We start from the raw sequence: 23,549 nt of genomic DNA, 5'->3' as shown, positions 1-23,549 counted from the left end.
GAAGGAGGAAAGATTATGGGAGTGGAACTGACGGCTCTCCATTGGTCTTATGTAATATTTATCGTGCTGATTATCGGCTTTATGATAAAAAGAAGAGATACAACAATCGTGTGCATTCTTGGGATTTTCACTATTGCATTCATTGCAACCGGCAGCCTTTTTGGATCAGTAAGCGGGGTTTTTAATAGCTTTGTCTATGCAATTACAGAATTAATGTCAACCATATTGATAATTTCCATTATTGTGGCCATGAGCAGAGTTCTCTCAATAACCGGAATTAATGATGTTATGATCTCGCCATTTACCCGATTCATTAAATCCCCTGCTCTTGCTTATTGGACAATCGGAATATTAATGATGGTCATTTCATGGTTTTTCTGGCCGTCTCCTGCCGTAGCACTGCTCGGCGCCGTTTTGCTGCCCGTAGCAATTAGAACTGGCTTACCTGCTCTTGGGGCTGCCATGGCGATGAATCTTTTTGGCCACGGGATAGCACTTTCAGGAGATTTTATCATTCAGGCAGCCCCAAAGCTCACAGCAGATGCGGCAGGACTCCCGATTGGCGAGGTCATACATGCCAGTATTCCGCTCGTTATTATAATGGGTGCCGTCACTACGTTCACAGCTTTTTTCTTTTTAAAAAGAGATATGAAACGGGGTAAATTTGCACAAGCAGATTCATTTGTACAGATTAAACAGCCAAACACAACATACGAAGACCTGCTTTCTCCCGGAGTAAAAAAGGCATTTGCAGTTTTCATCCCCTTGGCCTTCATTCTCGATGTGGCTGCCATGTCAGTGCTTCACCTTCAAGGCGGGGATGCTACAGCACTTATCGGAGGCACCTCGGTCTTTATTCTATTAATCCTTTCACTCGCAGCACACAGAAATCATGGTTTGGAAAAGACAACCAGCTACCTGATAGAAGGTTTTCAGTTTGGCTTTAAAGTATTTGGGCCGGTCATTCCGATTGCCGCTTTCTTTTATCTGGGAGATGCAGGATTTACAAAAATCCTTGGCAGCGCACTGCCCCATTCTTCTCAGGGAATCGTGAACGATCTTGGAGCCGCCCTTGCGTCTGCCGTACCTTTGTCAAAGGAAGCTGCCGCTGTTACCCTGACCTCGATAGGCGCTATCACCGGTTTGGATGGTTCCGGCTTCTCAGGCATTTCACTCGCAGGCTCTGTTGCCCATCTTTTTTCCGCAGCCATTGGAGGCGGTGCAGCAACACTTACTGCGCTTGGGCAAATTTCGGCCATTTGGGTAGGGGGCGGAACGCTCATTCCATGGGCACTCATTCCGGCAGCTGCAATCTGCAATGTTGACCCCTTTGAACTGGCAAGACGGAATCTGGTGCCAGTGGTTATCGGATTGGCGGTTACAACCATCGCAGCCATGTTTTTAATGTAATAGTCTTTACGGTGCCAAAACACAGCCTGTTTTGGCTTTTTTTATGGTATTTGATTCTTTATTAGGAAGGACAGGCAGAATGTAAGCTATTATCTTAGTATATGGTATAATATTAAATATTCTAAATATTTAAATTCGGAGGGTCATATGACGATAAATATCTTACATAAACGGCTTGAGCAGTCCTTTCAGGAAATGGTTGAAATCAGAAGATATCTCCATCAGCACCCCGAACTGAGTTTTAAGGAAACCAAAACAGCAGCCTATATTGCCGAATATTATAATAAACTGGGTGTGGACGTCCGTACTAACGTCGGGGGAAATGGGGTTGTTGCAAAAATCCATGGATCCAAACCTGGAAAAACCGTTGCATTGCGGGCAGATTTTGATGCCCTTCCGATTCAGGATGAAAAAGAAGTGGCATATAAGTCCACAGTCCCCGGAGTCATGCATGCCTGCGGACATGATGGACATACAGCATCATTGCTGGTTCTCGCAAAAATCATACATGAATTGAAGGATGATCTCGAAGGAAATTACGTTTTCATTCATCAGTATGCCGAAGAATACTCTCCAGGCGGCGCTAAACCTATGATTGAAGATGGGTGCCTCGATGGTGTGGATGTTATTTTCGGGACACACCTATGGGCTACGGCACCAACCGGCACCATTCAGTATTGCAGCGGTCCCATAATGGCAGCCGCCGACCGTTTTGAAATTATGATTCAGGGAGAAGGCGGACACGGTGCACAGCCCCATAAGACAAAGGACAGCATTATCATTGCCTCCCAGCTGGTCATCGCCCTTCAGCAGATTGTCAGCCGAAGGGTCAGCCCGATTGATTCAGCAGTACTTACAGTAGGATCGTTCGTTGCAGAAAATGCCTTTAATGTGATTGCAGATAAAGCAAAATTGATCGGGACGGTCAGAACGTTCAAAGAAGACGTACGAAGTTTTATTGAAGGGGAAATGGAGAGAATCATTAAAGGAACATGTATGGCAGCTAATGCAGCATATGAGTACAAGTATGAAAGGGGCTACCCTGCAGTTGTTCCCCATGATGAGGAAACCAGGTTTTTGCTTCAATGCGCCAAGCAGGTTTCAGAGGTGGAGCATACAGAAGAAATTGATCCGGATATGGGCGGAGAAGATTTTGCCTATTACCTTCAAAAGGTAAAAGGGACATTCTTTTTTACCGGGGCAAAGCCTGATGCTGACATAACATACGGACATCATCATCCCAAGTTTGACATTGATGAAAAAGCCATGCTGATAGCAGCAAAAACGTTAGGCACTGCCGCTGTCAGCATTCATGGCGAAGAATAGGAATTAAGGGAAGGGCTTATGCCTCTTCCCTATTTTTTGAGAGCATCCTTAACCTAAAACAGTTCATGGCTGTCTCCCCCAGTTCGGCAATCAGGACCCGGTTTGCATAGGCTCCGACTGCTGCACCTATTCCAGGCACCAGCTGAAATGTTTTAATGATATCGATATAATCCCTGTATTCTTGCTGAAGGACCCGCCAGTCAGGCTCTTTCAGCGGGGTGCTTTCTTCCCAGTTCAAGATGATATCAAGCATCTCCTTTTTCACTTCGCCGCTGGAGAAAGCTAGCTGAAAGACATATAAAATGAATGCTCTTTCCTCATATCGATTGGCATTAAATCCGTATAGGGCAGCAATTTCAAATAACAGTTTCATCTTTATGCCAAGCAGCAGCGGAAAGTCAGCCAGACCAAAGAAAATCCCTCCTGCGCCAGTGCCTGCTCCTTCCAGCATTCCGGTTTTCTGAGCCAGCTGGATAGCTTTTTTGACTTTCTCTTCTCTTTCAGAAAAAGCCATCTCAGCTTCTTTTTTCTTATTTTTCGCAAGATAATGGGTTCCTTTGAGCACGCCTTCGATCAAACTCTTAAAAGTTTCCGTAATGGCTCCGTGTGCTTTTTCGGGTATGAAACCATTTATTTTAATTTGAGCTTGCTTGGACATCCGGCTCATCATCCCAGATTTGCGGATAATTTTATTCTTCCATGCTTCAGCCTCTTCTAAAGCTTTGTTTTCGTAACTGCCCATCCGTGCTCTTCCCCCTTTTTAACAAAAGTCTCTTGCTTCAGCCCGATTCCTGCGGACAGTGCAGGAAGCCTGCAACTCCACCCAATCCCAGGTGTCCGGAATGATTCATTAGAAAATAAAAGGATCTGACATTCTTTTATATGCCAGATCCTTCTTGTAAGCAAATTTAAAATTTCCTGATTTTCTTCACCGCATACGCCCTGAATATGCTAATAAATATGAACCCTGCCACAAAGGAAACGAATGAAGAAAACACGGCGCCTGACAAGATCTTCACAAGAAAGAAAATTAAATTTTCGAAGATGAGAAAATACATGGCCATTTTAATCACTGCCGTTTCACGCATCTTTGCAGGAAGCGGGTACAGAGACACCCAAATTTTCATTTCATGCTGCTTCCAGGCTGGAAGCAGCTGGATTCCAGTCATATAGAGAAAAATGACTATTACCAGTATATTTGCCCAAACGCTTATAAATGCAAGCAGCACTACAGAGCCAATTACCGTTAACCTGAGCAGAAGTCCAATGTAATCATTAGCACGCAAAAAAGTTCGGGCGTACAGGTAGGAATAAGCAGATTTCTGATTATAAGGAATGAATTTCAGAAGCCAGTCCAGCCATTTTCTTCGGGCGGTTTTGCCCCGGAGCTTAGGAACATCTGTAAACAAGTTGGCAATCCTGTAGAAAGACATCATTCTCTTATCTTCAAGTTCAATAAGCTTTTCCCATTTTAACGGTTTTCTGATAGTTGCGCTTCGATAATACAGCATCAATGCAATCAGTAAAATGAAAGCAATCAATGGAAACAGGATGCCCGCTCCGCTGAAAACCAGATAAAGTACAGCGGCATTTAAAATATATCTGATGGCTGCATCTGTAAGGATTGTACTATTTTCCTGAAATTTTAAGACATGCCATGTAATCATTAAATTGACATATTTCAAAACAATCAAAAAAACAAAGATAATGGCAAAGTCTTTGAGCGATGCACCGCTGACTTTTGAATACATTGGCATCAAAACAGCAAAAAGAACCAACAGAATAAAGGACTGCATAAAAAGACTCAGGGTAATGGAACGGGAAAAGTAACTTTTTAGTTTTGTTTCAAGCGGAAGCAGAAAAATCATATCCGCTTCTTTCAAAAATGTAAAAATGGGGCTCTTTGCAACAGCAAAACCGATAACCAGGCACATAATCAGTGCAGCGGGAAAACCGCTCCCCAGATTTTTAACCCACTCGCTGTAATAATAACCAAGACCTCCTGCCGCAATCAGCAAAACAAACAGAAGATGGCCGTTGAAAATATATTTTAAATATTTCTGCATTTCAATTATGAAAGCAGTGAACCTGCCCTGCCACAAATCCGGGTTATTCATGATTGTTTTCTTCTTTCGTCAAAGCAATATAAATATCATCAAGCGTTGCTCCGGGCATCGAAAATTGCGAACGAAGGTCCTCAAGGTTCCCTTTGGCACGGATTTCGCCATTATGTAAAATAATAAAAGAATCACAATATCTTTCTGCAGTTGCAAGGATATGAGTTGACATAAGAATGCCTGCTCCTTCTTTTTTCATCTTATCCATGAGGTCCAGCAATGATTGTATACCGAGCGGATCCAGTCCTACAAAAGGTTCGTCAACAATATAAAGGGACGGCTGAACCAGAAAGGCACACATGATCATGACTTTTTGTTTCATTCCCTTAGAAAAGTGGGCAGGAAACCAGGAAAGTCTTTTTTCCATTCTGAATTCCTTAAGCAAGCGGCCCAGCCTTTCTTTATATATCCTCTCTTCCAATCCATAGGCCATCGCCGTCAGTTTCAAATGCTCTTCAAGAGTAAGTTCATCATATAAAATAGGCGTTTCCGGCACATAAGTGAACTGCTTGCGATAGCCATCAGGATCTTCTTGAAATGTTTTCCCATTAATGGAGATGCTGCCGCTCTTAGGCTCCATTAAGCCTATAATATGTTTGATCGAGGTACTTTTACCCGCTCCATTTAATCCAATCAGACCTACCAGCTGGTTTGGCTGGACATCAAAGCTGACTCCCTTCAGGACCGGAGTCCGGGTATAGCCGCCAACAAGTTCATGTATCTCTAATAAGGACATCGAACCATCCTCTCTCTGTATGATGCTTTCATTTTATCAAAAATCTGTTCCATTACAATGTTTAGACTATTTTTATTCCGTTATTTACCAATTATAAATTTCTTCTCAGAGGGCCATGATATATAGTGAAGAGGGGCAGTCCTTACAAGGTGATTCACATCAAATTGTAAATGGGGTGTCAGTTAAAGACATTTTACTGTTCTGACTGTTTATTCCAATTTAGCTTCAAAAAAACGTTTTCGAGCAAGGAGATGGTTGTCTTGCACGTAAAGGCTGAAAAAACGTTCATAACACTCCGTCCATTATGCTTTAAAAGTTGATGAAACTTTAGAGATATAGGAGATGGTTGCTTTGAATGCATACTCTTTAACATATAATACCTGATTTCAGTAAATGAGGTGTTTATCAAAGAGAATTCTACCTGAAACGAAAAGAAGCAAAGCCCCTTTTCAAACGGCAGGGTGCAGCTTAGGCTGCATCCTGTTTGTCGTTTCGCTCTTGTACAACATGTGGTACGATTAGGGTACATTTTAATTAAGGAGGCGATCGGCAGTGAGCGATTGCATTTTTTGCAGTATTGTACAAGGAAATATTCCAAGCACAAAGGTATTTGAAAATGAACATGTGCTGGCTTTTCTCGATATTAGCCAGGTAACCAAGGGCCATACCCTTGTTATTCCAAAAATACATAAAGAAAACATTTATGAATTGACACCGGAGATCGCAAGCCGCCTATTCGAATCAGTTCCTCAGATCGCAAAAGCCATTAATCAGGAATTGAAGCCAATTGGTTTAAATGTGCTTAATAATAACGGTGAAGCTGCCGGCCAATCTGTTTTTCACTATCACATGCATTTAATTCCCCGCTACGGTGAAGGAGACGGTTTTGGAGCTGTCTGGAAAACGCATACCAGCGAATACACAAATGAAGATCTTAATGACATCGCATCATCCATAGCACAGCATATTTCACTATAATAAAATTCTTCCGCAAAGTCTTTTTAAGGCTTTGCGTTTTTTATCTAAATTTTTATACTATTCCGCCTATTTTTCTGTTAGGATTATACAATAGTTCTTTAGCACATTACAGTATAGGAGGAAATAAGATGAAACGAGCGCTGAATTTTAATGCCGGTCCTGCTGCTTTGCCAGAAGAGGTGCTTGCTAAAGCACAGTCAGAATGGTTAAACATCCGCAATTCAGGAATGTCTGTCATGGAGCTTAGCCATCGCAGTTCTATTTTTGAAGACATCCACCACTCTGCCATACATTCACTAAAAGAAATCCTTCAGATTCCTTCCAATTATGAAGTTTTATTTTTGCAGGGCGGAGCAAGTCTTCAATTTTCAATGGTTCCGATGAACCTCAATGCCCCTGATAAATATGCTGATTATGTAATCACCGGATCATGGTCCGAAAAGGCGCTGAAGGAGGCCCAAAAAATCGGAAAAACCCGGATTGCCGGCTCAGGGAAGAATGATAATTATACACATATCCCAAAGCTTGATGAACTATCGGTCAGCGATGATGCATCTTACCTCCATATTACAAGCAATAATACGATTTACGGAACACAGTGGCATGAGTATCCTGATACAAAGCATGTGCCGCTGGCTGCGGATATGTCCAGCGATATTCTAAGTAAAGAAATTGAGGTAGATAAATTTGGACTGATATATGCAGGTGCGCAAAAAAACCTTGGACCATCGGGAGTGACCGCTGTCATTATCAGAAAAGATTTAATTCATGAATCAAGCCATCTGCCTTCAATGCTTTCCTATAATATTCATGCAAAAAATAATTCACTGTATAATACTCCTCCTACATTCGCCATTTACCTTCTTTCACTTGTGCTGGAATGGGTTAAAGACAAAGGAGGATTAAAGGAAATAGAAGCAATGAATACTAAAAAGGCAAAGCTCATCTACAAGGCCATTGATGAAAGTGATGGTTTTTATAAAGGACATGCCAGGAGCGGCAGCCGGTCAAATATGAATATAACCTTCACTCTCCCTGGAGAAGCTGCAGAAAAACAATTTCTTCAGCAAGCAGCCGAAGCAGGATTTACAGGATTAAACGGCCATCGCTCCATTGGAGGCTGCCGGGCTTCCATCTATAATGCGGTTCCTTATTCACACTGCGAGCAATTATTCGATTTTATGAATGCGTTTAAGGACACCTATAAAAAATGCGGCACCCGATAAGAGCTCTAATAGATTTTCAAAAGATATAACTTCAAAAAAGTGCAATCACATGATATACTATTTTAAAGTTCTTGCAGCAGGCAATCAGTGCACTGCTGAAGAATCAGAAAATTAGCTGAGATTAGAATAGGAGAGATGAGAAATGAATATTAGAACTTTGGTTTCACTTGCCCTTTTTGTCGGAATTGGTGCTGCACTTCATGTCATCATCCCCGGTTTTTTCCTGGGAATGAAGCCTGACATGATGCTTACAATGTCATTTTTGGCCATCATCCTTTTTCCTGAAAAGAAAAATGTCTTTTTAGTGGCTTTGGCGGGCGGAATTATATCTGGATTGACTTCTACATTCCCCGGGGGCTTTATCCCGAACATTATTGATAAATTTGTCACTTGTTTTGTCTTTTATTTCATGTTTATTGCAGCAAGGAAGTTTTCTTTTACAGCAGTAAGCGCAGGAATTTTGACAGCCATCGGCACATTAGTTTCCGGAGCTGTATTTTTAGGATCAGCATATTTAATCGTTGGACTGCCTGGTGCTTTTGTAAGCTTATTCGCTGCTGTTGTACTTCCTGCAGTACTTCTTAATACAGTCGCTATGGTCATTATTTATCCGATTGTCAGCGGGCTTATAAAAAAAAGCAGCCTCCCTGCCAATGTTTAAATAAAAGCATATGCCAAACCCCGCCGAAGAGGAATCCTGGCGGGGTTTTTTATATGCAGCATGAAGATTATCCGGCATTCAATACTCGCTTATGAGATATCAAGCCGTTTGCCTTTTTTTAGTGGAACATATATCCTATCAGGCCAAGCAGCAGGAATATGCAGCCAAGCACGCCAAGCATTTCAGCTCTTTTTTTCAGCATATTTTTGGGCGGATACATGCCTGGTTTCCTGGCAGCTGCCAAAAAATAAAGCATTCCAGCAAGACTTAGCGTACATAATATAAAAAAAATGGCCATAGCTCTCCCCATGCTCACTCCCTCCCGTCTTCCCTTTTAGGCTTGTTTAACTATATGCATCTTGCCCCTTTTTTATGAAACGGGTGCGTTTTGTATATTCCAAGTTATTTTTATATACTTTAATTATTGTAATTAACGTTTAAGAAATTATTTTTGTGATATAAAGTTAATATAGAGTTACACTTCCCCGCATAAGAAAATTATGGTAAATTAAGAAAAACACTCAAGTTTATTAAAAACTTTTTTAATTACCAATTAATGTTTTCATTTATAGAAGGGATTTGTCTTTTTTCATCGAAATCAATTAGATAAGAAAAAACGAGGTGATATACAATGAAGGCTAAATCATTATTGTTCGGATTTGTGACAGGAACCATTGTCGCAGGTGCTGCTGTAATCCTGACAACTCCAGCTTCAGGAAAAGAAGTCCGCGGAAAAATCAGTGCAGGCAAGGAAGAGATTTCATTGTCAATCCAGGAGCTTAAAGCACGGATCATGGATATAAAAAATGAAACCGTAAACGCTTCTAAAGTAAGCAAAGAGTCCATCAAAGCATTCATTGCAGATGTAAAGCTGCTGATTCAAGGATGGAAAGAGGACATTGAACCTCATAAAGAAGAGCTGACAAAAGGCATCCAGGAAATAGAGTCTTCTATTCAGGAATTAGAGGAAACCGCTGGAGCTCCTGCAAAATAAGAAAAAACCGGAGCAGCAGGCCTATGCCTGTTTTTCCCGCTCCGGTTCTTTTACTTCGTGAAGCTGCATTTCCATTTCCCAAAGTAAAAAACGATATTTTCAGCAAAACAGAATTAAAAAAACTGAAAATTTCTAAAAATTTAGCAAATTTTATCTTTATTAATTTTTACTTTATTGTCATAATAAATATAGAGAATTCTTATAAGTAGGTGAGTAAGGACATGCAGGATAAAAATTATTCTATGAAAGAAGCGCTAATTTTCAGTCAAAGGATTGCACAGCTCAGCAAAGCACTATGGAAATCAATCGAAAAAGATTGGCAGCAATGGATCAAACCCTATGACTTAAATATTAATGAACATCATATATTATGGATTGCTTATCATTTGAACGGCGCATCCATTTCTGATGTTGCAAAATTCGGTGTTATGCATGTATCTACAGCATTTAATTTTTCAAAAAAATTAGAAGAACGCAGTTTACTGGAGTTTTCAAAAAAAGAACATGATAAGCGAAACACCTACATCAAGATCACCGAAAAGGGTGAAACGATTCTATTGGAATTGATGGAAACCTATGATCCCGGCAACAATGCAGCTTTTACAGGGGCACTCCCCCTTCGTGACTTGTATGGGAAATTTCCTGATATGATTGAAATGATGGCCGTAATCAAAAATATTTATGGCGAGGATTTCATTGGTATTTTTGAACGCTCGTTTGCCAATATTGACAATCAGTTTACAGAAGAAGAAGGTAAAATTCAAAAAAAGAAGAGTGAAGCAGAAAAAGAACCTGTTTAAGGATCACTGACTCTTGGATAATGCAGACATCAATGAAATGAACTCTCCTTGAGTCATACATGCTTCCATAAATTCCTTAAGTGATAGCTTCGGATTCAGCTCCCTTTTTAATTGGCCAAGAAGCGGTTGAAAATTCATATATCCTTCCGCTTTTTCTATTTGATATTGCTTGTTCAATTCTTCACAAATTTGATTTACTCTTTTTGCTTCAGCTAGAGTAATATTTTTCTCTACATAAAGGAAATCCAGACTGGCTTTAGGATTTTTTATGATATTCAGCAGCAGCTGGTTATGATATTTTAATGTCTCTATTTCTTTTTCAAGATTTCCCATATGTTTTCCTCCGGATACAATACGCATAACTGATTTTTCCTATGTATAATTACAGTTTCATTTTATATGAGCTGTTAAAGCAGCTTATCCGGGCCGTTTTACACCCGGCTTCAGACCCTCTCACCTTATTATATCTTTTTTGAATACTATTACACTATTTACCTTTCTTAAATCCTAAAAAAATGCTCCACCTGCAGCCGCATTTTCCCAAAAGGCGGCCCTTTCCATTTAAACTGCTTTTTACCCTTAAAGAGATAAACACCTTTTGCTGGGTTTCATGCAAAAACAGTACATTGTCCCAGTTTTATTACGCGAAAATCTGCATGGTGTTACTTTTCTACAAATATCGAAAGCTCCAGCCAGGTACGCGCTGCTGAAGTTTTTAGGCTATCTTTTTTGCGGGGAATTTGGTATCGTTATTATACATGAATGTTTGCAAGGAGGGATTCAGGAGTGATTGTTTTATGGTTTATTCTCTTCTCCGCCGTAATATTATACAATATCAACAAAATGACCAATTCTCTATGTCTTCAAAAAGAAATTCCTGAAGACCGCCAGCCTAAAGTATTCAGGACTATCAATATATTAATTACCATATTGCTTTTATCGTCTTATATTGAAATATCCTTTACTTAATCTGCCGCACAAATTTACAAATGTATACATCCGGTAACTTTTTCATACATAATCCTTTCAAAGTTCTCCCGAATTTAATGAAAATTTGGCTGTTCGTATACAACTATAAAAGGTGAAGCCCAATAAGGCTTCACCTTTATTATTTATTTAAGCTCTTATTATAGGCAAGAACATCCGATGATGATCAAAAGGATGAAAAGGACTACAATTAAAGCAAAACCTCCACCGTATCCTCCGGACATTATGTTTCCTCCTTTCCAATAAAAGAAGTGAATAGGCTATACCCCGCATAATATCGTTTTCTTACCAGGCAAGCCTGCATTCCTGGAAAGCATTTAATATGCGATTACCATATCCTATTCAGCATTTGGTTGAAAAGAGTGGGCTATTGACTTGCACTGTAAAAAATGCTTTCACTTGATTTTATTGCCCGTCAGATCAAAAACCAAATGTAAAACAGCTGCCTAAAAATCCCCATTGTGGTACCCCTTTTATTCCCACGGCTTATCATATGTAGGCAGTAATAAATTGACTAGATATTTGCCTATTTTCAATAAATTCAATCGGGAAAAACCATATTATTTTTTGTAATGAAACCAATTTATGTTATAGTAGGATTTGTGGATTTACAAAGCAGCCACGAATTTATTAACAGGAGTTGTTTTTTATGAGGAAATTGGTATTATCCCTTGCGGTAACAGCCGGCCTTCTTGGACTAACTGCTTGCAGCAGCGGAGGCGACTCTGAAGCGGTTGTTAAAACCAAGGCTGGAGATATCTCAAAAGAAGATCTTTACAATACTTTGAAAGACAGATATGGAAACCAAGTTCTTCAGGAATTAGTTTATGAAAAGGTCCTTTCAAAAAAATATAAAGTTTCTGATTCTGAGGTCAATGCCAAGCTTAAAGAACTTAAAGATCAAATGGGTGATAATTTCGCAGCCGCGCTTGCACAGTCCGGCTATAAAAGCGAAGCTGATCTTAAACGTTCAATGAAAATCGGCATGCTTCAAGAAAAAGCTGCAGCTGAGGATGTAAAGGTTACTGATAAAGAAGTAAAAGCATCCTACGATAAGCTTAAGCCGCAGGTTCACGCAAGACACATTTTGCTTAAAGATGAAAAAACAGCAAAAGAAATTAAACAAAAGCTGGATAAAGGCGAAAAATTCGAAGACCTTGCCAAGAAATACTCACAAGATCCAGGCTCTGCTTCCAAAGGTGGAGATTTAGGATGGTTTGGTGCAGGACAAATGGTTCCTGAATTCGAAAATGCTACGTATGCATTGAAAAAAGGTGAAATTTCCGGACCGGTTAAATCACAAAATGGATATCACATTATCCAGCTCCTAGATAAAAAGGCAAAGAAACCATATAAAGATATGAAGAAAAAGCTTGAGTATGATTTAAAAGTTTCCAAACTTGACCAAGCTCAAGTCCAAAAGAAAATCAATAAAGAAATTAAGGCTTCTGATGTAGAGATTAAGGATAAAGATCTCAAGGATGCCCTTAAACAGCCTGCAGCTGCTCCAGCTGCAGGGCAATAATCCCGGAACTTTCCAGGACTGCAATAGCATAAAAAACATCCCGGCCATTACGCCGGGATGTTTTTTATGCTCCTTGCTGTATATCATCGTCTTTTCTTTTTTCTTTCTCGAGCTTCATCCTGTCTATATATTTCTGGCCTTCTTTTTCAATCCAATCATTTTCCAGTTTCCTGTCCTGCTTTGCCGTGTAAACAGCCATAATTGCACTTACAATAATTCCCGCAAATATAATCCATATCCAAAATGGCATATTCTTTCTCCTTTCGGGAAGCTGTCCCATTAATCTTAATAGAGAATATGCCTCCCCGGACAGGTTTATGCATGCTGATATCTGTAAATTAACAAGCAATAAGACAGATTTATATATTTTCAGGGACTGCTTCAGTAAGAAGGTTTATAAAAGGAACGGTTTTCCAGGGCAAATACCCTTTCCGTAAATTCACCGGGTTTCACCTTCTCGAGTGCCCTGTCCATCATATTGATTTTAGCGTCGATATTATCTATATAATGCAATATCTCTGCTTCGCGGACAAGGGGAGGTTTCGGGCTGCCCCATTCCGCCTTACCATGGTGTGAAAGCACCATATGTTTAAGAATCATAATTTCCTCAGTATCAATGCCCAGTTCATCGGCTGCCTTCCCCAGTTCATTGACCATGATAGTAATATGGCCCAGCAAATTGCCTTCCACCGTATATGCTGTCGATACCGGGCCGGAAAGTTCAATGACTTTGCCCAGGTCATGAAGAATAACACCTGCATACAGTAAGTCTTTATCAAGTTTAGGATAAAGTCCAGCGATTGCTTTAGCTAAATCCAGCATTGAGACGACATGAAATGCTAAACCGGACATAAATTCATGGTGATTTTTAGTGGCAGCAGGATACGTGAGGAATTCATTTTGAAATTTCTTCAGCAAGTGCCTTGTGATGCGCTGAATATTAGGATTGGTCATTTCAAATATATATTTAGTTATTTTATCCATCATCTCTTCCTGGCTAAGCGGTGCAGTTTGGATCAAATCAGAAGTTTTAATCCCATCCAGGTCTGTAATTAACCGGATATTGCGTATTTTCAATTGGCTTCTTCCGCGATAATTTTGGATTTCGCCTTGTATCTTAACAGCTCTTTCCGCAGAGTAGTTTCTTTCATCATCCTCAGAAACATCCCACAGCTTTGCTTCTATTTCCCCTGTTTTATCGGTAAGGATAAGCGTCAGGAAAGGTTTGCCGTTGCTCGCAACAGCCTTTGTGCTTGTTTTTATATACATATATGTATCTATCGATTCACCAATGCCGTAGTGTATAATTCCGTTTTGCATGTAAAGGTACCTCCGTATGATTTAAGTATAAATATTATATCATACGGAGCTTTATAAAACCTTTTTCAGATGATTGATTTCTCCCTGCTGCAAAAAATGGGTTCAACCAGGAATGCACCGCTGAAAAGGTCATTATATGCACTATAATAAAGCCTCAGCAAAAGACATTTGATAGCAATTTCACATCCCACATGCCCTACATCCTAACATCTGTTACAGCCAGCTGAAGCTAAAAGTTTTAATCGAAGGTTTCTAAAGCTAAGGAAGGCAATCTGCCCAGCCGGTGAATCCATGTAGTCCAAATCCCTTTCCTGACATGCCTTTAACACTCTTTTTAGCTCCATCTTCCAATTATCGATAAATCAAGGCTATATTCGTAAACTTTGATGCTATGGAACAAGGTGGCTGATTTCCGTTCCAGGCTGCTCGCTTTCTGCGGGGCGGGCGATGATGAGCCTCTAATCCCGCAGAAGTCTCGCACCTTAGCCCCAATCAACCTGATTTAACAACGGGAGCTCCTTACAGACTCCTTTAAATAGGAAAAGAGCCTAAAGATCAAAGATGTGCTTACAAAAGAAAAAACCCGCAAAAGGATATCTGCAGGCGGCGAATGGTATAAATCAGCTGACAAGCGGTCTTTTTCTGCAATGGAAAAGAGACTCTTCCCTGATTTTCAAAAATAATTCGCGGGAGGTGAAAGGAATCAGCTTCTCAGCAATATTCCATGCGTTCACTTCAATTTTGTATAAGATATCCAGATTCCCCGTTAAGGCTAATTCTTCACTTAAATCCGGGAGGGTCTTATCCAAGGCATGGCCAAGTTCGTGTGAACAAACAATTAAGGAATATTCCTGCAGCCTATCCAGTGATCCCAGTGCTCTTTTACACTGTATTTGGATATCTCGCTGAAATAAAGTAATACTATGAGTTTCCAGTGAGTATTTTCCTCCCACACAGCGCTTATCGGGAAATTCTTGTTCTATAATCAGGTTTAATGTTGAATCGTGCTGGGTAATAAAAGAATATAGATTCAATACGTTCACTCTCTTTACAAAAAAATAGTCAATCTCTATATAATATGATTATTGGCAGTTTTTTAAGACTTGATTCTAAATTAATCTTTAAATTATTCTAGTAAAACAGTTTATTCTTTTGGTTCTGTTTTGTATATAGTTCAAAATACTCACCAAAAGCCAAAAAGAAGCCGGAACAAGGATACAGCTTGCTCCGGTTTCTTTTTGTTAATTTACTGCTTTTTCTTTTGTTAAAGTAATTATATCAATGTTTTCAAACTCCTTAAGCAGATGGTCATGGCATGTGAAAAAGATAATTTGCCGCTCAGTTGAAATTTTCCTGAGCAGCTTCACCATGGTCCGTGTTCTCCTGGCATCAAAATTCACAAAGCTGTCATCAATAATAAGAGGAAAAGGATCTTCTCTAAATATATACTCCGCCAGGGCGAGCCTCAGGGAAACATACACTCCTTCGGCCGTGCCCCGGCTTACCTCTTCCGCCTTAAACAATACGCCATCATATCTTCTTAACAGGAGATTGTCTTCTTTTTCATTCATTATGAGCTTGACATAAGAACCTTCTGTCAGAATTTCCAGAAATCCTCCTGCAGTAAGCAGCACTTTAGGCAGCCGCTCTCTTTTAAAGCTTTCAATGGTTCCATCAAGAATCCTTTTGGCCAGTGAGTATTTAGCCCAGACTCTCGCCTCTTCTCTGAATGCTGCCTTTTCTTCGTGAAAGCTATGAAGCAAATGTTCATATGTTCCTCCTTCCTCAAGCATTTTGATGCTATGCTTTATATCTGAAAGAGTTTCCAGGAGAAGAGACTGCTTCTTGATATCTGTTTTTCTTTTTGCCTCCAATGACTCCTGGCTGTAAACATTGATGCCTTTTTCCATATATTCTTCAAGCATCTCTGAAGACACATTAGACTGCTGAAGCTGAATGCATATCCATTCATGCTTTTTTCGCAGCTCAGAGATTTCTTGAGCAATACTTGCTTTTTGCCTGAATTCTTCTTCACTCTCCGCCAGTGCAGCCTGCAGCAGTTTCCTTATTTCCTGTTCGAGGTAATGCTGCTTGGCGTAAAGAAGATCCAGCTCATCATTGATCTTACTGTGCTCTGTCTGAAGCTGCCTGATCAATCCTGTCTTTTCGTTATGGTCATTCAAAGCATGTTTTAACGCAATTATTGCATCCTGCCAATTTGCGGGAGTAAGCCCGCAAGCCTCTGCGTGTTTTAAAAGCCTCTTCTTCCTTGCTTCAATTTCATTAGTCATATCAGTTAGCTGACGGTGTATTGCATCTTTTTCTTCAATGGCATCCTTTAATTGTTCAATGGAATTTAAAGCTTCATCTAAAGAAATCGAATCAATTTGCTGTGGAATATTCCATTGACTGACAAACCTCCACAACTTCTCAGAAATAAGCTTCCAATCTCTTTCCCACATTTCATATTCATTAATAATTTCATCAAATGATCTTTCCCTTTCCCTGTAAGAATACTTTTCCCCCTCCAGGAGCGTTTGCAGCTCCCGCTCCTGATCAAGAAGCCGGGTGAGGTGCCTAGCTTCACTTTCTGTTCCAGTCGTTTTTCTTTCAAATTCCTCCCTTTTCCTATTAGCTTCTTTCAGCTGGTTTGTTAGTGCCGAAAGCTTATTGGCACTTTTGAAAAACAACGGAAAAATGCTGATCAGCACCCCAATTGATACAAAAGATATAGCAGGAAACAGTGAATCCCGGAAAAAGCTGTATAGTGCAAGAGAAATCAAAAGCATAAATGAAAAGAGGGAGACAAAGCGGTTCCTGCTTTTCTTTCTGTTAACAGCTGCTTCTTCTTCATGGTATTTATTCTGCAGCTCAGATATTTGTTCATCCAAAAGTGTCTTTTGGCCTTCCAGGTAGTCTTGATTCATTTTCCTGTGTTCATTTTCCAGTTCTTTTCTTTTTTCAGGAGGCATGGCTCTTTGCTTAAGTACTCTGATCCTGTCTTCTGCAGCTTCAAGCCTCTCCTTTTCTTCCTTATAACTGCTATCCAGATGTTCCTTTTGGTTTCTCAGGCGCTGTCTTTCTTTTTCTAAGAATTTAATCCGTTCTTTGGCAAAAATGCTTGTATCCAGCTGAAGAATTTCGGCTTCTTGAAGCGGCAGTGATACAGCTCTTTTCATTCGCTGCACATCCCCCTCTTTCCGTTCAAGCAGCTGCTGCATTTTATTTTGATCAATAATCAATTTTTCAAGGAGGGAGGATGATTGAATATCAAATTCAATATGCTCTCGATTGCTGCTTAAAAAGGGGTGGACTTCCATTGCGGCAGCTTTCTTTTGGTTTTCCCCAGCTTTCTCAAGAAGTGAAGAAATTTGAGCTTTCAAAGGCATCAGCCTTCCATTAAACTGATCCAGCAGCTTCAGCCCATCGGCCGGAAACGGAGAATTCCCAAGCTCCGATAATCTGGTTTCATACATTCCCTTTTCTTTTGCGAGCGGTTTCAATCTTAGGAACTCCCCGATTTGCATAAGCTGGTTTTCTTCAGTTTTTATTTCGCTTTGCACTGCCGCGAGTTCCTGTACCCCGTCTTTTTGCCTAAGTAAGAGCTTCTCATATTCAGATTGGTCTGCATCAGCCTTCTTAAGCTGTGTTTGAAGCAGCCTGAGCTTTTCAAGCCTTACATTCATAAAGGGTTTTTGGCCCGATGGCTTAAATCTCGCATCCAGTTCGCTTTGGAGTCTGGCCTCTGCCTCCATCAGCTTGTCGTTCCCGATTAATCCTGCCGACAAAAGATACTTTCCGATTGTTCCTTCTGTTAGTGTATGAAGGCCTTGAAGGCCATCCAAGCCAAAAGAAAAAACGGATAAAAAGAAGTTCTTGTCAATTCCCTGCAAAACGTCCCTTAACTCTGATTCACCGCCCGGCTGGCCATCTTCAAAGATAAGGGAAACATCTCCTGCTGCTTTTCCTTTCACACGTTCAATTCTGACTGCTCCATATTCTTTAGTTTGAAGCGTAAGCATTCCGCCATATTTCGCATGAAGCTTAGGTTCATAGCGAAGCTCATTTTGGACCCTTGTAGGAAAACCGAATAATATACTATGGATAAATGACATAATGGTGGATTTCCCGGTTTCGTTTTCTCCATAGAAAATCTGAAGCTGTTCCATGTTATCAAAATGAACATTTTCAAGCCTTCCATACCCATAAACATGTAATTCTTTTATCTCCAAAACTTTCACCCGCCCTTAAGTCATGTAGAATACAATATTTGCTGAAGAAGCCTTCTTGAATCCTCCAGCAGGTTTTGCCTTTCTTCTTTATCGGGATATTCCAGATATCGTCTTGCATGCCTATGCTTAAAAAGCTGTTCAAGGGCTTTTTCAAAATCGTCTTCATCAGGTTCTGATTTCATGAGCTCAGCAAGAAAAGGAGAATTCAATGATAAAGAATCCGCACGCTGTGTTTCCTTTACCTGTATGCCAGCTGTCCAGATGAATGGCTGCATATCTTCTTCGCCTTCCTGCAAGATGTCTGTCAGACCAGTCACAATTTCATCTTTTAACATGATTTCTGCCGCAGAGCAGGTTGGCTCCAGCACCAAATCCAGCAGCACGTTCCTGCCAGACGACCTTTTTTCTTCAATAAGGGCCCGGCATGACTTCAATAAACTATCGAAGTTATCGTCTTCTCCTATATAAACCTTAGCAGACTCCCAGTTCAAATGAGATGTTTCAATAAAGGAATATGATCTTGCTTCGCCCTCCATTCTAATCAGATAACAGCCCTTCTTACCCGTTTCTTTTCTGTTTCTGCCTTGCACGCTGCCGGGATATATAGCCAAGGGGTTTTTTGATATCACCATCCGTTTATGAATGTGTCCAAGCGCCCAGTAATCAAAATCTTTTTCCTCAAGATTTGTTAAACTAAAAGGTGCATATGGACTATGCCCGCTTGATCCTTCAAGATTTCCATGCAGCATTCCTATATGATAATCAGCACCCTGGATTTTCTGGTATGTATCAACAATTTTTTCCGGAACATGCCGTTTTGAGTAACTGCATCCATATATGGAAACGGCAGTGCGATCTTTTGCTATGTGAATTTTCATTTCCGTATTACCTGCAAAAACATGTACATTTTCCGGATATTCGACCTGTATCCAGGAACCTCCCAAATGATCGTGATTTCCATGGATGATATAGGCTGATATCCCATTTTTTTTAAGCCTTTCCATCTCAGACCTGAACCGCACCTGAGTGCGTAAACTTCTATTTTCTCCATCATATAAATCACCAGCCAGCAAAATAAAATCCGCCTCATGCCTTATCGCGGCATCAATCATACCTTGAAACGACTGAAAAGCACTTTCTCTTACTTTTTCAAGTATAGCTGCCGGCAGCATTTTCAAGCCTGAATAAGGGCTATCCAGGTGAAGATCAGCTGCATGCAAAAATACGATCCTGCCCATGAGCATCCCTCTTTCAAAGAATTCTTTTTAACCATTTTAGCATAAACAGAACATACTTTCCCATAAATAATTAGAGATGAATGGAGCCTTTCATCTTCGCTAAAAAAAGGATCACCTGTGGAGGGATCCTTTTTTGGCTTACGTATTTTTTGTTATCTGAATGGCCTTTTTGATATCTTTTAGAGATTTAGAGCTTCCATACATAAGAACTCCCCCGCGATAAACCCGTCCTCCAAAAATCGCAAGAACGGCAATCGAAACGATCAGGATAAGAATGCTTACAGCAACCTGCCAAAAAGGCACGGAAATCATGCCCACCCTTAAGAACATGATCATCGGGCTGAAAAATGGTATAAAAGATGTAACGGTCACATAACTTGCAGATGGATTATTAAGCCCCGACATAGCAATCATAAACGCAATCACCACAAGAATGGTCATTGGAAATGTCATTTGCTGGACATCCTCTATCCTGCTTACCATTGACCCTAAAAACGCAGCAAGTGTAGCATATAGAAAGTACCCAAGCAAAACGAAAATGACAGCGTATATGACCGTAGAAATATTTGTGCTGCCGAATCCAAAGAACGAAAAGAATCCCCCATTAAGATCTCCAAGATTTTGTTTGATGAAGAAATACCCCACTCCAAAAAACAAAATCATCTGTGTAATGCTCAGCAGGGCAATTCCAATAATTTTTGCAAACATCTGCTGAACAGGCGAAACGCTAGAAATTAAGATTTCCATGACTCTTGACGTCTTTTCTGTTGCAACTTCCATTGCAATCATATTCGAGTACATCAGCACGCTGAAGTAAATAACAAACAGCAGGATATAAACAAGCCCTCTGGCCTGATTCAATTCTTCCTCTGTTTTTGCATCCTTCTCCAGTGCTGTCTTTTTGAAACCTGCCGGTGAACTTATATTTGCTATTTGCTGAGGAGTAAGCTTCAATTCCCTTGCTGCCAGATTACTTTTCACTCCTGTAAGGGCTGCAGACAAATCATTGCTTATAGATGAATCCGACAGGGAATTTGCTTTATAAAATCCTTGAGGCATATTTGAAGCATCTTGATCAAGAATGATAAAGCCTGTCAGTTTTTTATCAGCCACAAGTTTTTTGGCTTTTGTCTCATCTTCAATCACCTTCAGCTTCAAATCATGATTGACGGCGTTAACTTGTGCCTTGAATGGTTCATATAAACTTCCCTTAAGGTCGATGACTCCTATCACATCGCTGTCTTTTTTATCGAATAGGTCCAGTAATCTTGGGAGATTCGTAAGCCCGATGGTCAATAGAAGCATAACAATGGTAGAAATTATGAAGGATTTTGTTCTTAGCTTCGTGAGGTATGTATGGAATAAAACAATCCAGAATTTATTCATATTCAGCACCTACCCTTTCTATGAAAATATCATTTAAGGAAGGTTCTTCAAGCTCGAATTTCCTGACAAATCCTCTGGGAACAAGATCCTGAAGGATATTTTGGGCAATATCCTCACCTGTAACCTGCACGATCCTTCCTTCTGTCACTGTCTTCACTTTTGTTACACCCTCGTAGCCGTCCAAAAAGCTCAAATCAAAATCAGCATGGATGGCAACATTCTTTTTGCCAAAGGACCGTTTAATATCTCTTAGTTTTCCTGAGACGACTGGTTTTCCTCTATGCATAATACACAAGTGCTCGCACATTTCCTCTACATGCTCCATTCTATGGCTGGAGAATACAATAGTCGTTCCTCTGTCGCGAAGCTCAATGACTGCGTCCTTTAGCATTTCTACATTCACTGGATCCAGGCCGCTAAACGGCTCATCTAATATAAGCAATGACGGTTTATGTATAACAGAAGCAATAAGCTGGATTTTCTGCTGATTGCCCTTGGAAAGATCCTCCACCTTCTTATCCAGGTATTCAGGCACCTTAAATCGATTGAGCCAATATTCAAGCTCAGTCAGCGCATCATGCTTATTCATCCCTCTCAGCCTTGCGAGATAAACAATCTGTTCGCGCACCTTAAGCTTAGGGTAAAGTCCCCGCTCTTCCGGCAAATAGCCTATAGCCGAACTGGAAGAATAGCCAATTTTATTTCCATTCCAGAGTATTTGGCCTTCTGTCGGATTCAATAGTCCAAGGATCATCCGGAACGTAGTGGTCTTCCCTGCTCCATTCGCACCTAAAAAACCGAACATCTCCTTCTCAGGAATTGTAAAGTCCAGGGAGTCCACTGCTGTAAATTCCCCAAAACGCTTCGTAACATGATTAATTTGCAATGCCAAACTTCATTCCTCCTTCTCTCTAATTACCAAAATATCATTTGGAATTAATTAGCAATCTCATTAATCATAGGTCATTCATCAAGCTGCTTCAAGGACAAATTATATATATTCTATGAAAGATTAAATCTTTACAAAAGATTGAATATTATGTAAAAATAATAATAAAGTAAAACTTCCATCAGGAGGGCTTTGCTGCCAGCTAAAGCGGGATAAGAAACAACTTGAAAGACCGTTCAAAAGCTATGTTTGTTTGAGTATGAATAGAAGGAGAATGATGATGGGCAAAGTCTATAAAGTAACAGCATTTGCTGCTTCTGGAGAAAAACTTCTCGATGAATCCATTAGCGCGGAAAATGATCAGCAGGCAAAAATATCAGGTGAATCTTTATTAAAAGAAAAAAAGCTCTTAGAACAAACACACCGCTGCACCTCGCCAACAGGAAAACTAATACTATTCCACCGATAAAAAAAAGCGAAAGCGCCTGTTCAGCCCCGACCAGCATAAGGCGCCTAAGAATAGAAGGCGCTTTTTGCCTTCAATTCTTAGGTGACTTATGACCTCGAGGGGCTAGGTGCTGCAGCTGGATTCAAAAAAAGCGAAAGCGCCTGTTTATAGGATCAAAGACTAAGAAACGCCGCGTCCTGCGGCAACGTCTTTGTGACCCCCATTTTGGGGACCTAAGCAAATAGGATTTCGGCCACAGCTGGCGCTTTTTGCCTTCTGTGGCCGAAACATCTTATAAGAGCAAAACTCACTCCAATCCCGCTTTGAAGTCTTGAAAGGCATTCCGCTCGCAAAAGAAAGCGCAAACAAAACATACCTCTCAAATATTTATATCTTTATTTCCCTGTAAACTTAGGTTTTCGTTTTTCCAGAAATGCCTTGACGCCTTCTTTGTGGTCATTCGTTTTTCTCATTTTCAGCTGGGCATTTTTTTCGAGTTCTAAGATTTTCAATAGCGTTGGCCTGTTATTTTCACTGAGAATTTTTTTTGTTTTAATCATAGCCTGAATAGGGCTGCCAAGCCACTCCTGCCGTTTTCTCTCTGCTGTCTTGTCCAGTGTTTCACCTGCGACTTCATGGATCAGGCCTTTTTCGAGGGCCTGGCGGGCATCCATAACCTTTCCTTCCCAAATCAGTTCTTTTGCTTTTACTTCTCCCAATCTTCGTTCAAGGAAGAAATGTCCCCCTCCATCAGGAATGAGTCCGATGCCAATAAAATTCATGGCAATCTTGCTCTCGGGATCAGCAATTATATAATCGGCTGCAAGGGCAACGCTTAGGCCGAGCCCTGCTGCAGCACCATGAATCGCACATATTACAAGCTTCGGCATGAAATACAGGACCGAAACCAGTTCACTGATGCAATCCATGACACAATGGAACTCATTCTCATTTGATGAAGAAAGCATCATTTTGATATCTCCGCCCGCTGAAAACGCTTTCCCTTTTCCGCGCAAAATGACGATATCGACATCTTCATTGACTGTAATCTCTTTCAGGATGCTGACTAGTTCCTGAAGCATTTCCAGATTCATTGCATTCATAGCGTCCGGACGGTTCAATTCTACGGTTGCTGTCCGGCCGGAGTATGCTACCAGTACCGTTTTTTGCTCTGCTGAAGTTGTTTCATATACCAATGTACCCTGCCTCCTTTGTTAACTATGAGTCTATTATACATGTTCCCTGAAACAAATTAAAAGCAAAAAACAGAAATATC

The 23,549-nt window shown here is 40.5% G+C and carries 24 protein-coding genes; 10 read left to right on the top strand and 14 right to left on the bottom strand.

The genetic code is table 11. The features are described from left to right. The first annotated feature begins 15 nt into the window (after positions 1-15). Complete coding sequence (locus tag ACN6MY_RS07255; RefSeq protein WP_419883364.1) at positions 16-1,410, top strand: hypothetical protein; 1,395 nt, start codon at positions 16-18, stop codon at positions 1,408-1,410. Between the two features lie 147 nt (positions 1,411-1,557). Further along, complete coding sequence (locus ACN6MY_RS07250) at positions 1,558-2,736, top strand: M20 family metallopeptidase (protein WP_419883363.1); 1,179 nt, start codon at positions 1,558-1,560, stop codon at positions 2,734-2,736. 16 nt (positions 2,737-2,752) lie between these two features. Here ACN6MY_RS07250 and ACN6MY_RS07245 read toward each other — a convergent pair whose 3' ends face one another. The 3 genes from ACN6MY_RS07245 to ACN6MY_RS07235 form a co-directional block, all read right to left on the bottom strand. Then, the gene (locus ACN6MY_RS07245) at positions 2,753-3,478 is read right to left on the bottom strand and encodes an EcsC family protein (protein WP_419883362.1); all 726 of its coding nucleotides are present in this window, start codon (positions 3,476-3,478) and stop codon (positions 2,753-2,755) included. 166 nt (positions 3,479-3,644) lie between these two features. Further along, entirely contained in the window at positions 3,645-4,853 is a 1,209-nt protein-coding gene (locus ACN6MY_RS07240; RefSeq protein WP_419883361.1) for an ABC transporter permease, read from the bottom strand. Then, positions 4,846-5,589, bottom strand: coding sequence for an ABC transporter ATP-binding protein (locus ACN6MY_RS07235; RefSeq protein ID WP_419883360.1), 744 nt, complete (start codon positions 5,587-5,589; stop codon positions 4,846-4,848). Before ACN6MY_RS07235 ends, ACN6MY_RS07240 begins: the two co-directional genes overlap by 8 nt. Positions 5,590-6,141: 552 nt before the next feature. On the opposite strand from ACN6MY_RS07235, the gene ACN6MY_RS07230 reads away from it, so the two are divergent. The 3 genes from ACN6MY_RS07230 (at position 6,142) to ACN6MY_RS07220 (ending at position 8,454) form a co-directional block, all read left to right on the top strand. Next, a complete protein-coding gene (locus ACN6MY_RS07230; protein WP_419883359.1) occupies positions 6,142-6,567 on the top strand; it encodes an HIT family protein in 426 nt (141 codons plus the stop codon). 128 nt (positions 6,568-6,695) lie between these two features. Further along, complete coding sequence (serC, locus tag ACN6MY_RS07225; RefSeq protein ID WP_419883358.1) at positions 6,696-7,793, top strand: 3-phosphoserine/phosphohydroxythreonine transaminase; 1,098 nt, start codon at positions 6,696-6,698, stop codon at positions 7,791-7,793. A 142-nt stretch (positions 7,794-7,935) separates the two neighbouring features. Next, positions 7,936-8,454 (top strand): tryptophan transporter, encoded by a 519-nt coding sequence (locus ACN6MY_RS07220; RefSeq protein WP_071352768.1) that lies wholly within the window; start codon positions 7,936-7,938, stop codon positions 8,452-8,454. Positions 8,455-8,572: 118 nt separating this feature from the next. On the opposite strand, the gene ACN6MY_RS07215 is transcribed toward ACN6MY_RS07220, so the two are convergent. Continuing rightward, on the bottom strand, positions 8,573-8,764 hold the full coding sequence (locus tag ACN6MY_RS07215; protein ID WP_071352767.1) for a hypothetical protein: 192 nt from the start codon (positions 8,762-8,764) through the stop codon (positions 8,573-8,575). Positions 8,765-9,085: 321 nt separating this feature from the next. Here ACN6MY_RS07215 and ACN6MY_RS07210 point away from each other — a divergent pair, with 321 nt between their 5' ends. Then, positions 9,086-9,448 carry a YtxH domain-containing protein gene (locus tag ACN6MY_RS07210; protein WP_419883357.1) on the top strand — a complete coding sequence of 121 codons (363 nt, stop codon included), beginning with the start codon at positions 9,086-9,088 and terminating at the stop codon, positions 9,446-9,448. Between the two features lie 221 nt (positions 9,449-9,669). Beyond that, complete coding sequence (locus tag ACN6MY_RS07205) at positions 9,670-10,248, top strand: HTH-type transcriptional regulator Hpr (RefSeq protein ID WP_419883356.1); 579 nt, start codon at positions 9,670-9,672, stop codon at positions 10,246-10,248. 3 nt (positions 10,249-10,251) lie between these two features. Here ACN6MY_RS07205 and ACN6MY_RS07200 read toward each other — a convergent pair whose 3' ends face one another. Next, the gene (locus ACN6MY_RS07200; protein WP_419883355.1) at positions 10,252-10,581 is read right to left on the bottom strand and encodes a DUF1878 family protein; all 330 of its coding nucleotides are present in this window, start codon (positions 10,579-10,581) and stop codon (positions 10,252-10,254) included. A gap of 456 nt (positions 10,582-11,037) precedes the next feature. On the opposite strand from ACN6MY_RS07200, the gene ACN6MY_RS07195 reads away from it, so the two are divergent. Beyond that, positions 11,038-11,217, top strand: coding sequence for a hypothetical protein (locus ACN6MY_RS07195; RefSeq protein WP_071352540.1), 180 nt, complete (start codon positions 11,038-11,040; stop codon positions 11,215-11,217). Between the two features lie 158 nt (positions 11,218-11,375). On the opposite strand, the gene ACN6MY_RS07190 is transcribed toward ACN6MY_RS07195, so the two are convergent. After that, the gene (locus tag ACN6MY_RS07190) at positions 11,376-11,459 is read right to left on the bottom strand and encodes a YjcZ family sporulation protein (protein ID WP_083392217.1); all 84 of its coding nucleotides are present in this window, start codon (positions 11,457-11,459) and stop codon (positions 11,376-11,378) included. 425 nt (positions 11,460-11,884) lie between these two features. Between ACN6MY_RS07190 and ACN6MY_RS07185 the strand changes: the two genes are divergently transcribed. Continuing rightward, entirely contained in the window at positions 11,885-12,760 is an 876-nt protein-coding gene (locus ACN6MY_RS07185; protein WP_419883354.1) for a peptidylprolyl isomerase, read from the top strand. A gap of 64 nt (positions 12,761-12,824) precedes the next feature. Here ACN6MY_RS07185 and ACN6MY_RS07180 read toward each other — a convergent pair whose 3' ends face one another. From ACN6MY_RS07180 to ACN6MY_RS07150, 7 genes are all read right to left on the bottom strand, one after another. Beyond that, the gene (locus ACN6MY_RS07180) at positions 12,825-13,010 is read right to left on the bottom strand and encodes a sporulation YhaL family protein (protein ID WP_071352516.1); all 186 of its coding nucleotides are present in this window, start codon (positions 13,008-13,010) and stop codon (positions 12,825-12,827) included. Positions 13,011-13,141: 131 nt separating this feature from the next. Beyond that, positions 13,142-14,080 carry a 3'-5' exoribonuclease YhaM gene (yhaM, locus tag ACN6MY_RS07175; protein ID WP_419883353.1) on the bottom strand — a complete coding sequence of 313 codons (939 nt, stop codon included), beginning with the start codon at positions 14,078-14,080 and terminating at the stop codon, positions 13,142-13,144. A 620-nt stretch (positions 14,081-14,700) separates the two neighbouring features. Next, a complete protein-coding gene (locus tag ACN6MY_RS07170) occupies positions 14,701-15,114 on the bottom strand; it encodes a hypothetical protein (protein WP_419883352.1) in 414 nt (137 codons plus the stop codon). Positions 15,115-15,321: 207 nt separating this feature from the next. Next, a complete protein-coding gene (locus ACN6MY_RS07165; RefSeq protein WP_419883351.1) occupies positions 15,322-18,312 on the bottom strand; it encodes an AAA family ATPase in 2,991 nt (996 codons plus the stop codon). A gap of 20 nt (positions 18,313-18,332) precedes the next feature. Further along, entirely contained in the window at positions 18,333-19,550 is a 1,218-nt protein-coding gene (locus ACN6MY_RS07160; protein WP_419883350.1) for a metallophosphoesterase family protein, read from the bottom strand. Positions 19,551-19,688: 138 nt separating this feature from the next. Next, positions 19,689-20,936, bottom strand: coding sequence for an ABC transporter permease (locus ACN6MY_RS07155; protein ID WP_419883349.1), 1,248 nt, complete (start codon positions 20,934-20,936; stop codon positions 19,689-19,691). Further along, the gene (locus ACN6MY_RS07150) at positions 20,929-21,828 is read right to left on the bottom strand and encodes an ABC transporter ATP-binding protein (protein ID WP_419883348.1); all 900 of its coding nucleotides are present in this window, start codon (positions 21,826-21,828) and stop codon (positions 20,929-20,931) included. Before ACN6MY_RS07150 ends, ACN6MY_RS07155 begins: the two co-directional genes overlap by 8 nt. Positions 21,829-22,099: 271 nt before the next feature. On the opposite strand from ACN6MY_RS07150, the gene ACN6MY_RS07145 reads away from it, so the two are divergent. Then, positions 22,100-22,294: a YhzD family protein gene (locus ACN6MY_RS07145; RefSeq protein ID WP_419883347.1), complete on the top strand. Its 195-nt coding sequence runs from the start codon at positions 22,100-22,102 to the stop codon at positions 22,292-22,294. A 374-nt stretch (positions 22,295-22,668) separates the two neighbouring features. Here the strand turns inward: ACN6MY_RS07145 and ACN6MY_RS07140 are convergent, their stop codons facing one another. Beyond that, entirely contained in the window at positions 22,669-23,469 is an 801-nt protein-coding gene (locus ACN6MY_RS07140; RefSeq protein WP_419883346.1) for an enoyl-CoA hydratase, read from the bottom strand. Between the last annotated feature and the right edge of the window lie 80 nt (positions 23,470-23,549).

The organism is Peribacillus sp. B-H-3, assembly GCF_048572925.1.
Classification (GTDB): domain Bacteria; phylum Bacillota; class Bacilli; order Bacillales; family DSM-1321; genus Peribacillus.
Note: the sequence above shows the minus strand (reverse complement) of the source record. Positions and strands in the feature narration are given on the sequence as shown.